The organism is Staphylococcus pseudintermedius, assembly GCF_034042775.1.
Taxonomy (GTDB): domain Bacteria; phylum Bacillota; class Bacilli; order Staphylococcales; family Staphylococcaceae; genus Staphylococcus; species Staphylococcus pseudintermedius.
This window is the reverse complement of sequence record NZ_CP120150.1, coordinates 74,475-88,064: the sequence shown is the minus strand read 5'-3', so window position 1 is coordinate 88,064 and position 13,590 is coordinate 74,475. Positions and strand designations below refer to the sequence as shown.

Genomic DNA, 13,590 nt, shown 5'->3' with positions numbered 1-13,590 from the left:
TATTATCATTTAAAAGGTCAAAGTGATATAAGTGAATTAAAAAAGACCTGCCCTCGTATTTACAAGGACAAGCCTTCATTGATTAATCTTTCTTTGGTTTGCGACGTCTGCCGAATAAAAGTAAGCTACCCATGAACGCAATAAATCCACCTAATAAAACACCTGATTGTTCGTTGTTTTCACCCGTTTCTGGTAGTTGTTTAACTGTTGCTCGCGCTGAAATTGATGGGAGTCGAGTTGTTTCAACATGTGGTCTAGCCACGATATCCGTCGCTTCTTGCTCACCCTTTACCACACCTGTCATTATTGTAGACACATGTGCAACTGTTGGGATTGTCACCTCTTCATCATGCACTGATTGGTTCTCTTTTGTTGTTTGTACACTTGTTTGATGACCATGAGATGCCGCAGTTACGCTTGATAAATCATCTGTAGTTGTCACATTATCCGCACCCACTGTTGAATCGACTTTACCCTCTGATAATTGATCGTCATCTTTCACAGTAACTTTAGGTTGTTCACCACCTGCTGGATAGTTATGATTTTTCTTAGTATCTGTCATATCAGTGCCTGTTACCGATATACCATGTATTTTCGTCACAGCTTTACTGGCTTTTTGATTATCTCGTTGTTGATTGGTAAATACTGGGACAGTGATATGATCCTGAGTACCATCCGGATACGTCACTGTGACTGGAATATCCACTTTACCTTCTACTGTGCCATCCGGTAATTGACTTTCATCATCCGCTGTTGCGATTGGTTGTTCGCCACCTGCTGGATATGTTGGTATTTGGATTGACTTTGTCACATCGTTTGCAGTTGTAGGATCACCATAATCTTTAGTTACTCCTAATGTGATTGGATCGTATTTTTCATTTTCTGCTTGCTTACCTGTAAAAACCGGAACTGTCATGAGATCTTTTGTGCCATCCGGATACGTCACTGTGACTGGAACATTGATTTGACCTTCTTTTTGACCATTTGGCAATAGTCTAGGATCATTTACCGTTACAATAGGTTGCACGCCATCTACTGGAAAATATGGAATTCGAACTATATCTATCACTTCATCCTCTGTCGTAGGGATACCGTACTTTTTCGTGATTCCGTTAGTTGTTGGCTCATATTTTTCATTATCTGGTTGTTTTTCCGTTACGACTGGAACTTTGATATGATCCTTTGTTCCGTCTGGGTATGTCACTGTTACATCTATATCCTTGTGACCTTCTGTTGTTCCATCTGGTAATTGTGTTTCATCATCCACTGTTACTGTCGGTTGTTGCCCTTCCAATGGATAGTTCGGTACTTGAATTGAATCTGTTACATCAGTTGGCATTACTGGGATTCCAAATGGTTTCGATACCCCAGTTGTTATTAGGTTATATTTGTCTTTATCCAGATGCTTGTTTGTCCAAACTGGAACTGAAATGTGATCTGTAGAACCATCTGGATACGTTACTGTCACATCAACGTCTACTTTACCTGGCGTTTGCCCATCCGGTAAAGTATTTGGAACCGTCACTGTTACTTTTGGTTGTGTTAAGTCTGTTGGATATTTCGGTATCTCCACTAATTTTATAACGTCTTCCTCTGTTGTTGGAGTACCAAACGGTTTCAAGATACCTGTTGCGACCGGATCATATTTATCACTATCTAATTGTTGTTCCGTTACGACTGGAACTTTGATATGATCCCTTGTTCCGTCTGGGTATGTCACTGTTACATCTATATCCTTGTGACCTTCTGTTGTTCCATCTGGTAATTGACTTTCATCATCCACTGTTACTGTCGGTTGTTGCCCTTCCAATGGATAGTTCGGTACTTGAATTGAATCTGTTACATCAGTTGGCATTACTGGGTTTCCAAATGGTTTCGATACTCCAGTTGTTATTGGCTCATATTGCGATGCCATTGGTTGTTTTTCTTCAACGGTCACAGGTGCAAAGATTGTGTTTTTAGAACCATCTGGATATGTCACAATCACTGGAATATCATACTCACCCTCTGCTACTTTTTCTCCAGGTTTTACTGTAATCGAGCCATCACCATTCACTAAAGCCCAAGTTGGTACGTGATGACCTTTTTCAAAAGTTGTGCCATCTAGTAAAGGTTTGCCATCCATATTCTTAGGTGCTGGAATCGTTACTCTTTGACCTGATTCTACTGTTGTCGATGGGTATATCGGATGATATGTCGCCGCTTCTTCATTGACATGTACAATAAGAGAGTCCGAAGCTACGATATGATTACCTACCACGAGTTGTACAGTATACACTTCGCCTGATTTTGCGCTAGACGGTATTACAAATTCCGCTATATGTTCAGCCTCTTCTTCCGTAAAAACAGGACCACTATCCTCAACAATACTGCCCGATGAATCTTTCCATTGTACACGTGTAAGTAATGAAGTTTTAGGCATACCTATGATATCAATAGTTGCTGTTTGCCCACGATGCGCAGGGTTAGAGGTTGCATCAAATTCTTTTATTTCGATTTGAGATTGTGGTGCTTCAATAACCGCAAAATTAACATTGACCCATGCACGTCGAATGGGTCTATAATAGGGAGCTGTTTGCGGTGTAACGGTCAAATTATAATTCGGTTTCCGGAACTCTGGTGAAGTAAAACTTGAATAAGTTTTTACAATTTCACCATCAAAATCCAATACGTAACCGTAAAGATGGTCTTTGTTGAATGTGCCTTTAGGGAAACGCAATGTATATCTCCCCCACTCATTCGTTATCCCTTCTACAGTTGCTGCGATATATTCTGGATGTTTTATTAATAATTGACGTGCTGCTTCTGCTCGATCTTTCTTCGGCAAGCGATTGACTTGCGCATCGTAGGCTTTAGCACCTTGATCTGTTAATGATGACATGACCACTTTGTATCCAGAGGCAACGACATCTTTCGCATTGTGGTTTGGACCTGTCGCTGAGTTCACATAATCTCCAGCACCTGTTTCTATCCAAACTTTGCCGCTCACAAAGTTATTTTCAATTATCGTGACGGCTGGATTTGCTGCAGCACCTTTTGTATCTTTCACGTAATGTTTTGATATTAAATATTGTTCTGAAGGTATCGTTGTCATAAAGATACCTGTACGTTGCATATTTGTACCAATTAATGGAAATTGGCCCATATTGTTGTATGTCACAGAATCCACGTACGTTCCGGGAACATATCCTCCTGCAACACGTAACATTGTAGCGATATTACCGTCTTTAGTTCTAAAATCATTGATCCATATTTTATAATATTGACCCTTTACTGCTCTATATACGTGGTGTTTTCCTTTAGCATCTATCCAACCTGTGCGTAAATCGAAAGCATAAGCACCTGGACCCACTTGATTACCATCCGCAGCGCTTAATCTACTTGTCGTTTTTGCTGTATAAATTGGCGAAGTGGCACCATCTTGATCTATCCACCGCAAATAAACTTTAGTGCCCTCTGGAACAGGTGTTAAACCATTAGCTATTGTCGTTGGTGTTCCGCGGTCTAACATCCATGCACGTCCAGATAACGTATGTGCTTTATTGGTCACATCATTTACAGATTTGATATAGCCATTTTGAATTGCATCAGCAAGTATCTCTACTTGATTTTCTGGAACAACATCACTCGGCCATGCTTTTGTTTTAGAAGCCGTCTCTTTGTCAAATTGATTTCTTGTTGTCACGTACATACTTTCGAAAGTTGATTTTTTTAATAGATTGTCTAATCCTTCTGCCAGTTTGGGTGCTTCCATTGTTGGTGGTTGTGCCCTGTTCGTTTGCGATTGATTTGTTAGATTTTCTAAAGATGGATATTCTTGTTTCTGTGTAGGCATATCTGTTGTAGACGTTGCTGTTGTATAGGTTTCACTTGTTAAATATGCTGTTGTTTTTGCATTACGCGCTGATATTTCATTGTTTGCTTCGGGGTCAGTATTATTTTTCGGAGTGACATTGTTACTTTCGTCAGTCGTTTGTGCATCATTCGATTGTTCTTTCATAGGGGCTTCGGTTGAATTTTCTGTGTCATTAATAGGTGTTGCTGTAGGTTGTACTGCATTATTTTGTTCTACAGTTTGTAGTGATGTTATTGATGGTCCATTTCCAGTTGCGCCTTTATCTCTCATTTCTTCAACTGATGAAAGATTTTTTTCTGTTGGCGTCACTTGTGCTACCTTTTCGTTCGTCTCTGTTAAAGCGCCAAAAATAGCGGAAGCATCAAAGAGGTTTTGCTTTGCTTCAGATGTTTGATCTTGTTCTGCAGCAGATGCATCACTCGTATGGACACCTAGCAAGAAAGCTGCTCCTACAAGCACTGACACAGTACCAGCTGAAAAGTGGCGAATAGCATACCGATTCTGACGTTTTGATAAAAAATTAAAATGTTTAGTTCTTGATTTATTCATGAAATTATCAACTCCTCATTATCAATCTTAAGTATTTAAAAAGCTTTTATTACAACTCCGGTCATTCTATCACCGAAATTAATAATGTCATAAATATTTGAAAAATCTTTACATGCGCTCGTAATAAAAAACGCCAATCCTTTTAAAAGAATTGGTCTGACCAACTCAATAAGGACAAGCGTTGATGTAATTTATGATTAAAAATCGCTATATTTTATAGATTGGACTGTTGAACAAAGTGGTATACTTTTTATCCCACTGGTTTTACTCTAATAAATGAGGATAAGCCTTGATATGACATGATACTTACTTCAAATGACACAAATCATTTCATATGTTCCTTTAAAAATCCAATAGTTAAAATAGTTGACGATGTTCATTTTAAATTGATCTGGTGCCTGTTTAAAGTTTATTTTTAATAAGGCTCGCTAACTGAATCGTTGTGCATTTATTGACAATATGTAAAAATTAAATCATTTTGTAATCAAAACGTTAATTGTCAGCATATTTATTTTCTTTTTTTGCGACGTATTAACTGAATAATGTAATCAAGTTATCTTTATAGATTTCGATGTCAATGCGCAATTCTCTTAAAAACTTGCTTAACATCAAAATTAAAAAAGCTCATGATAGTCAACACTACCATGAACTTTTTATTAATTAATTTAAACGGTCAACATACGCATCGAACGCATTCACAAAACGTTTCATGTAAGCAATCGTACGTTCATCTTCAATTGTTCCTGCTTCTGTAATTAACTCGTGAACGCGACCAACAATCAATTTAGGCCCTGGCATAATGTGCGCATTCATCGCTGTTAATGTCTGTCTTAACTGTGCTTGTGATAGCGCTGATCCTGTAGCACCTGGTGAACAACCCGCAATCGCAAACGGACGGTCTATTAATGGGGAACGATCCCCTCTATTTTTAATACGAGACGCCCAGTCAATCGCATTTTTCAATGGCCCTGGTGTACCTGTATTGTACTCTGGTGTAACGATGATAATGCCGTCTGCTTCGCCTAATGCATCACGAAATGCTGTTACAGCTGCTGGCTCTTGGTCGCCTTCAAGATCAAAGTTGTAAACGGGAACATCTTTAAATGATACCTCTTTAATATTCCAATTTTCAGGAACTTGTTGCATCATTTTCTCCATATAAATGCGGTTGTAAGAACCTTTTCTCAAGCTACCACAAATAAATACAATATTTTTCATCTTAACTCTCCTTTAGATAATCATTTTTCAAATCTGCTTACGACTGATATTAAATTTGGTACTATCATAACACAATTTTTTACATTTTACTGACTGTATGAATTCATTATAACTTGATTAATCTTTTTCAACATATTTGTTTATGTTGTATCTTCCAACTATATTGATGAACGTTAAAGGGCCTCCCTACTGCAAATCACATGGCATTAAAGTTACATCCATACGCTCTCGTTATAACTTTTGGTCACAAACTCGATTGAACTTTGTGTTTCACGCCATTTTTCGCCATCAAACGTTCAAAATTATCCTAAAATAATATATTGATAAAATTTTCACATATCGCTATACTTTGAATATCTGATACAATGAGGAGGTCCTGATAATGAGACAACGACAATGGGGTATGTTGCTCTTTACAGGTATAATTGGAGGTATATTATCTGGAATCGTTAAACTCGGCTGGGAAGTCATGTTTCCACCGCGTACACCAGAAAGAAATGCGACAAATCCACCGCAAGAATTGTTACAACAAATGGGATTCAGTCATGATTTCACACATCAAACTTATACATTTTCGCATATGGACTTGCCGTGGGTGAGCTTTATCGTTCATTTCAGTTTTTCAATTGTTATCGCTGTAATTTACTGCATGTTAGTGAAAAAGTATGCAGCCGTCGCTATGGGTTACGGGGCTGTTTTCGGGATAGTCATTTGGGTGTTCTTCCATTTGATTTTAATGCCACTGATGCACACTGTTCCTGCACCATGGAATCAGCCTTTCCAAGAGCATTTATCTGAGTTATTCGGACATATCGTTTGGATGATGACGATTGAAGGTGCCCGTCAACTTTACTTTTATAAGCATCAATCTGAACTTCAATAAAATAAAACACGGGCTAGGACATCTTGACGTTTTCCTAGCCCACTCTTCTTATTCTCATTCTTCTTTATCAGTCACAACTTCGTGATCTTCCATTTGCTCATAATGATATTTCACTAACTCAAAGAATTTTTCCATGTTGTAATTCCATCTATTATAATACGCGATAGGGTCTGTATGCGTTGTGCCGCCCCAATATTTCATAATCGCATAATGACTAATGACTGAACCTACCCCTTCTTGATCATCCGCGAGTGTTGGTTCAATATTTTGTTGTTTCAACATGTATGCTGCGAGCCATGCTTGGTTATTTACTGATCTTGCAAAGTCATCAAAGCTGTATACGCGTACAAGCTCAATATGATAAAAATAGGGATTGGCTTGTTTCCCCGCTCCCCAAGCTAGATAGTTAGATGGTGCAGTGAGACGAATTTCTTTTTCATCTACAAATGCGTGGACAAATGCGCGATCATACGTTCGATACATACGGTCCACCCATTGCGGTAACGTGCGGTCATCTTCACCGACTTCATGGATAACGACACCGATATATGTACCATATTTATACGGAATTTTAGGGAGTGTGTTCATACGTGCATCTTTTACAACTGGAGAATGAGGGATATGATTTTTCATAATGTATTGGTTGACATCGGGATAAGGAATTGGAGGAAACACTTCTGACGATGAGCGCGATTGTTGCTGTTCACTTTGAAGGGTCAAGTTTTGGTGGTTCGGCATAGGTTGAGGGTTTAGTATAGTAGTCTGCAAGCTAGTTGTTGATGCAAAAGCCGTTGTAAAAAAAGTTCGTGCAACATTTGTTGTGGCAAAGCATAATGTACTCAGTGTCATTACAGTAAACAATGCCATCGTTGTAAAACCTTTAAGCATTTTAACCACACCTTTCTATCTTTTTAATTATTTAAAATATAGATAATCCTATAACACTTTTATATAAAAGATATAACGCCGTTCCTTGTTAAAGTCAATACTCTATCGATTGTCGATAAATTATTTTATGTTGAGATATCGCTCATTTTCCTTTCTCATCGTAGTTTTTATGTTATTTTCTCCATTCGTTTTTGTAAGTACACTGAGTATATGATTGTTCATCTGCACGTTTGAATTTATATACGCCTCTTTATCTTTGGTGTACTTCGGATTATGATTTTCAATGACAAAAGTTCAACACGCATCTTAATAAGGTCACCCTTACTATCAAACAAAATATGATATTTTTAATCCATTCCGCTACAGTGCTAAGTATTTTCCATTATTATGATTAATTGATACTTTAAACTAAGGCTCCATTTTGATATCAACAACTTTGAGGTGCAGTTCACATCAAAACGACTCACTTTTGAGGAAACGTTTAACAGACGCGGTAGTGTGGAAAACATAAAAGGTATATTTTGTAAAACTCTAAAATAATCATCTCAATCCAAAGAAAGTTATGATTATAATGACAAAAAGGAGAGTGACACAATGTCAACGACAACAGAAAAATTATTAGCTTTTCTTTCATATTTTAGCGTATTTTTTGCACCGGTGTTATTTCCATTGATCGTATGGTTGGTTGCACCACAGCCTGTGTCTACACATGGAAAGAAAGCATTGATTTATCACATTTTGCCGACTGTATTTTCCATCATCGCTTTCGCTTGTTTCATGGTGCTCTTTAATACAAGCGGTGCGGTGCTGACAACTTTACTCGTGATTGTCATCATTATTACAATTGTCGGTTCTCTCTATTACTTAGTGTATAACTTGTATGCTGGCATTAAAGTATTAGTTGTTGACCAACTTTAATTGATGTCTCTATACACATTCTATTGGCGACAATAATTGAGACTTTTACTTGCTTTTAGGCTCGGACATTGATTTGTTCGGGCTTTTGATTTCCACTTTAACCTCTTCATCTCGCTTCCACTCCAAATTAGTGACAAATGTCATATGAATCTCGTGACAAACTTCACTACTACGCGCGCAACTACAAACATACAATAAACATAACCTATCCAAGGATGTGATTTATATGATTCGAATAGCGCATTTAACCCAAACCTATCACCAAAAACCTGTTGTGAATGACGTCTCTTTTCCAATTCGTACCGGCCAATGTACCGCACTTATTGGTCCAAATGGCTCTGGAAAAACCACGCTTATTGATATGATTATCGGTGACCGTCATCCTGTACAAGGCACGATTGAAGATCCTGACCATCTTTTAACCTCTGAACGGTTAGGCGTGCTGTTTCAACAAAGTCACTTTCCAGAACGTATGAAAGTCATTGAACTGTATCACTTGTTTGCACATTGTTATCCGTCGCCCTTACCTTTTGAAGAATGGGTGGCCCTTACACGGTTTACAAAAAAACAGCTCCACCAATTTGCGACTCAACTTTCAGGTGGGCAGCAACGCATTCTTGACTTTGCGTTAACACTGGTCGGTCAACCGCAATGTCTTATTTTAGACGAACCGACAAGTGCAATGGATGTCGAAATGCGCCAACATTTCTGGTCCATTATTCGTCAGTTGAAAGCAAATGGACGTACGATTTTATATACGTCTCATTACATAGAAGAAGTGGAGCAAATGGCAGATCGCGTCATTGTACTCAATCAAGGATGTTTAGTGATGGATGATACACCTCAAAATATTAAACGTAAACAAGGCCATTCCATCATCACATTACCGATACCACCATCTGAAGCACTGATATTACAGTTGTCTCACATCAAACCCATGCCAACAAATGATGGTCAACTTCAAATTGAAACAGCGGATGTGCAGCAAACATTAATCGAGTTACTCGCACTCCATATTCCTTTGCAACATATTGAAATTCATCACCATTCACTACTCGAGATTATATTCAAACAGGACCAAGGCGGTGTATCACAATGATCAAACATTATTTTTTGACAGAACTCCGACTACTCACGCGACACAAAACACGCTTTGTACTTGCCGTTCTATTGCCAGTCACATTCTATTTATTATTTACATCCATTCTTGACCTACCTCAACCTATCATGGCAAAGTTTAATCAAGAATATATGTACAATATGACGACATTTAGTTTAATGAGTTTTTGCTTGTTTTCTTTCCCTTTTGACATTATTGACGAACGCACACGCGGATGGTACAAGCGACTCATGCGCACACCACTTACACCCGCACACTACATCGGTATAAAAATTGGTAAAATAATGTGTCAATTTGCACTGTCGATTGTTATTATTTTTACAATAGCTGCACAGTTTAAAGGCGTACAAATGGCGTGGACGCAATGGGTGAGTTCAGGAGTTTTAATTTGGTTCGGGGCGAGTCTCATGTTGAGTATGGGGGCATTACTTGCACAGATGAATGATGTCCAAAAGGCGAGTGGGGTCGGCAACATTTTGTATTTAGCTCTAGCCGTTCTCGGTGGTCTGTGGTTTCCAGTGTCACAATTTCCGACCTTAATGCAACATGTCGCACTAGTCACACCGACCTATCACCTTAAACAGTTGTCTTACACGGTTAGTTTGCATCAATCTTTTCCACTGACATCTTTAATCGTATTATTGGTATATTGTATAATTTTCTTAACACTTGCACTCTATATTCGACAAAGAAGTGAAACGATATGATTAAAAAGTTAGATTTACATTATTTGAATTTATCCAGTTTACTTTATTTACTCTTTCCGATACTTAACTTATGGAATCCATACATTTTGGGGCGTCACGATGTTTTAGTCGTTGTGACTTGCCTCTTTGTCATTGTCTATACGACCCTTGTAGTGTGCCATCCATTACTGTCTTACGGTCTGATGTATACGTTACTCGTCCTTCAATATGCAGGTGTTATTTATTTCGTATACGCGCTTAACCCGATGAATGCACTGTTTTTGTTTTATAGTGCTTTTGCGATTCCTTACGTTTTTAAAGCAAATGTATGGTCCAAAGAATATGTGACGTTCATTACTACGATGGTGCTTTGTATCATTGTGTCGCTTATTTATTATCCAGATTATTATTATACCATCGCCTTATTAATCTTTTTCACTGTGATTAATTTAATGATGTTTGCAAACTTTAAAAAAATTGAGCAAGCACATTATCAACACGAAATCGAGGCTAAAAATAAGCAGTTGAACTTTTTAATTGCTGAACAAGAACGTAACCGCATCGGGCAAGATTTACATGATACACTCGGACACGTTTTTGCGGCATTAAGCTTAAAATCCGAGCTAGCACTGAAGTTGATTGATACGAAGCCAGACCGTGCAAAAACTGAGATACAAAGCCTAAACGACATTTCAAAGGAAACACTCAATCAAATACGTGCCATTATTAATGATTTAAAAATCCCGTCTTTTGCGGAAGAAGTGGCATCTGTAGAGACGTTGTTAAAAGATGCAAATTTGGAATTTCATTTTGAAGGCGTACAATTCGCATATGCATTGAATCCAGCAAAACAAGGATTACTCGCGATGGTACTCCGCGAAGCGATGAACAACATTATTAAACATGCCGACGCGACAACAGTCCATGTGGCTTTATCCGAAACGACTGACGGATTGCAGCTCGACATCCAAGATAATGGTTGCGGCATTCGAGACAAGTCCCCTATTCATCTCCAAAGCATACAAGCCCGTGTCGAAGTATTAAAAGGGCAATTACATATAGAAAATAATGAAGGACTACACATACAAATTCTAATACCGAGGAGTGTGGCACTATGATTCGCGTCGTGTTAGCTGAAGATCAAACGATGTTACGTCAAGCGATGGTCCAACTGATGCAACTTCATGACACTATTCATGTTGTGGCTGATGTGGGCAATGGACAAGCTGCACTAGAAACCGTCCAAACAACACCTGTTGATGTGATTATATTAGATGTCGAAATGCCTGGATTAACCGGCCTTGAAGTATTACAACACATTCGTGCACAAGCCATCGACGTGAAGGTTATTATTGTCACTACATTTAAACGTCCAGGCTACTTCGAAACAGCGGTGGCACACGATGTCGATGCATATGTATTAAAGGAACGTTCCGTCGATGAGCTCGTTCAGACGATACATCATGTTATAGCAGGTCAAAAAGAATACAGTGACGCGTTAATGACCTCGCTTGTGACAGAGCGCAATCCTCTCACTGATAAAGAACAATTGGTATTGAAAGAAATTGGCAAAGGGCTGACGAGTAAAGAAATTGCGCAAACCTTATATTTATCAGATGGCACTATACGCAATTATACATCGACCATCATCGACAAACTCCAGGCAGACAACCGCTTCGATGCATGGAAAAAAGCGCATGACAAAGGATGGATATAGCACGAGACTATACTTTGGCACATACCTACTATGCCTTCACCTATCCTAAAAAACGACCACGCACATCTTCCTATACGTGCGGTGGTCGTTTCATGTTCATTCAGTTGTCATCATTTTCAAATGCATTTCACAGTGATTTACCCCACAAAAATTGAATCAGTTCACGCGCAACTTTTTCATTATCATGCAATTCACTATGTTGCGCACTTGGACCGACATATTCAGATTCACGATACGTTTTCGCACTGCCCCCAAGTAGATACTTCAATGAACGAGAAGACGTATTCGATACACTGCCGTCAGAGTGCGTACCGTCTTTTAAGTCTCCGTATATGTTGAGGACATCAATATTCTTCCCTTTATACACATCTTTTAATACACGTAAATCTTGATAAGGTGGGTTCATACGACTAGGTTTGCCCTCCGCATCAAGCGTAATTTCATTCACTTCTTCATTCATATGCAGCACGCCGTTAAACGTCCCAGCGATATTCACTTGACGTTGCAACTGTGGCAATGCGGTATCTTTACCATACGTCGCCATATACTGCGCAAAAGTCATATTTGCCATTGAATGTCCGACAAAATTAAAGTTTTTAATGTGATATTTTGTTTGTAAAGCAACTAACACATTTTTAAACCATTCTGCATTCACATCTGGGTCTACTTCTTTATTCTCTTTCAATACGACTTGTACAATAGGATTAATCGCGTCACTATCCAAATGTCCTTTTAATTTCACTTCACCCGCTTCGTTGACGTGCGCGGTAATGACGTCTTGCGTGACACCTTGATTTTCCGCTTCCTTCACTAAAAACTTTTCAGAGTTCACCGTCCCGCCGTAACCATGCAAAAATAACGTCGGTGTTGCGCTATCAATGTACTTGGCATGTTTTGGATTATTGGCGATAGATGTATTGCGGTAGATGGCTATATACGTCACCCACACGACAATCAATAGTATCACTATACCAATACTCCATTTCCAAAACTTTTTCATGGATGTCACCTCTTTATACGCCCTCGATGCACTCTCATCGATGTTGACTAAATTTACCTGATTCTATTGCAAAATCCATGAAAAGTCAATTTTGTGCAATTTTCCTATATATTAGGACTAGTGTTTCACATGTGGCGTTTCATACGTTTGATCGAACAGTTTGTAATGTACAAATTTGGAAAGTTCATTCGAATGCGTAATCACTAAGATCGTATCATTACCGCCTATCGTCCCGATCACTTCTTTTAAATTCATTTGATCGATATAAAAATTCACCGTTTGTGCAAAACCGGGTGTCGTTTTAATAATTAAGTACGTATCTTTAATACTGAGGGAAATTATCTCCTCTTGATACAAATCAATGAGTCTTGCTTTCGCTTCTTTTGGTGCATTGTCGTTATATTGTCTGTAACATCGTTGTTGGTTTTCTGATGGCATTTTATAAATCTTCAACTCATTTAAATCTCGGCTAATCGTAGCAAGACTGTATCGGATGCCAAAATGCTGTTCAATATAATCTACAATTTCTGCTTTCGTATGAATATCGTATTCCTTTACAACCATCGATACTAAGTCTAATCTCTTACTCTTCTTCATACTTTTAAACTCCTTAATCTGATGATAAGTCAGTCAGACAACCATACACATCATTATCATAACAAAATATGATATTCTCAGATGTGAACTTTTTGGCACCTCTCAAAACGCCCTTTTCATATTCATCAGACGCACCTCCCCATCAAATGGATATCCAT

At 38.5% G+C, this 13,590-nt stretch carries 11 protein-coding genes; 6 read left to right on the top strand and 5 right to left on the bottom strand.

The window, feature by feature from the left end:
• Window positions 1-82: 82 nt before the first annotated feature.
• Both spsM and P3U61_RS00355 read right to left on the bottom strand, forming a co-directional pair.
• Window positions 83-4,405, bottom strand: a complete 4,323-nt coding sequence (gene spsM / locus P3U61_RS00360) for an LPXTG-anchored surface protein SpsM (RefSeq protein WP_148124055.1) — start codon at window positions 4,403-4,405, stop codon at window positions 83-85.
• 660 nt (window positions 4,406-5,065) lie between these two features.
• Complete coding sequence (locus tag P3U61_RS00355) at window positions 5,066-5,623, bottom strand: NADPH-dependent FMN reductase (protein WP_014612725.1); 558 nt, start codon at window positions 5,621-5,623, stop codon at window positions 5,066-5,068.
• 382 nt (window positions 5,624-6,005) lie between these two features.
• Here P3U61_RS00355 and P3U61_RS00350 point away from each other — a divergent pair, with 382 nt between their 5' ends.
• Window positions 6,006-6,506: a YagU family protein gene (locus P3U61_RS00350; RefSeq protein ID WP_014612724.1), complete on the top strand. Its 501-nt coding sequence runs from the start codon at window positions 6,006-6,008 to the stop codon at window positions 6,504-6,506.
• Window positions 6,507-6,560: 54 nt separating this feature from the next.
• On the opposite strand, the gene P3U61_RS00345 is transcribed toward P3U61_RS00350, so the two are convergent.
• The gene (locus tag P3U61_RS00345; protein ID WP_063284491.1) at window positions 6,561-7,394 is read right to left on the bottom strand and encodes a peptidoglycan recognition protein family protein; all 834 of its coding nucleotides are present in this window, start codon (window positions 7,392-7,394) and stop codon (window positions 6,561-6,563) included.
• Window positions 7,395-7,988: 594 nt separating this feature from the next.
• Between P3U61_RS00345 and P3U61_RS00340 the strand changes: the two genes are divergently transcribed.
• The 5 genes from P3U61_RS00340 (at window position 7,989) to P3U61_RS00320 (ending at window position 11,835) form a co-directional block, all read left to right on the top strand.
• Window positions 7,989-8,312 carry a magnetosome magnetite crystal formation protein family gene (locus P3U61_RS00340; protein WP_014612722.1) on the top strand — a complete coding sequence of 108 codons (324 nt, stop codon included), beginning with the start codon at window positions 7,989-7,991 and terminating at the stop codon, window positions 8,310-8,312.
• 226 nt (window positions 8,313-8,538) lie between these two features.
• Complete coding sequence (locus P3U61_RS00335; RefSeq protein WP_020220079.1) at window positions 8,539-9,411, top strand: ABC transporter ATP-binding protein; 873 nt, start codon at window positions 8,539-8,541, stop codon at window positions 9,409-9,411.
• Entirely contained in the window at window positions 9,408-10,139 is a 732-nt protein-coding gene (locus P3U61_RS00330) for an ABC transporter permease (protein ID WP_214520121.1), read from the top strand. Before P3U61_RS00335 ends, P3U61_RS00330 begins: the two co-directional genes overlap by 4 nt.
• Window positions 10,136-11,236, top strand: a complete 1,101-nt coding sequence (locus P3U61_RS00325; protein WP_015729795.1) for a sensor histidine kinase — start codon at window positions 10,136-10,138, stop codon at window positions 11,234-11,236. The genes P3U61_RS00330 and P3U61_RS00325 overlap by 4 nt, the downstream gene beginning before the upstream one ends.
• The gene (locus P3U61_RS00320; protein WP_015729796.1) at window positions 11,233-11,835 is read left to right on the top strand and encodes a response regulator transcription factor; all 603 of its coding nucleotides are present in this window, start codon (window positions 11,233-11,235) and stop codon (window positions 11,833-11,835) included. Before P3U61_RS00325 ends, P3U61_RS00320 begins: the two co-directional genes overlap by 4 nt.
• A 127-nt stretch (window positions 11,836-11,962) precedes the next feature.
• Here P3U61_RS00320 and P3U61_RS00315 read toward each other — a convergent pair whose 3' ends face one another.
• Both P3U61_RS00315 and P3U61_RS00310 read right to left on the bottom strand, forming a co-directional pair.
• Complete coding sequence (locus P3U61_RS00315) at window positions 11,963-12,835, bottom strand: alpha/beta hydrolase (protein WP_063278681.1); 873 nt, start codon at window positions 12,833-12,835, stop codon at window positions 11,963-11,965.
• 117 nt (window positions 12,836-12,952) lie between these two features.
• A complete protein-coding gene (locus P3U61_RS00310; RefSeq protein WP_015729798.1) occupies window positions 12,953-13,432 on the bottom strand; it encodes an arginine repressor in 480 nt (159 codons plus the stop codon).
• Between the last annotated feature and the right edge of the window lie 158 nt (window positions 13,433-13,590).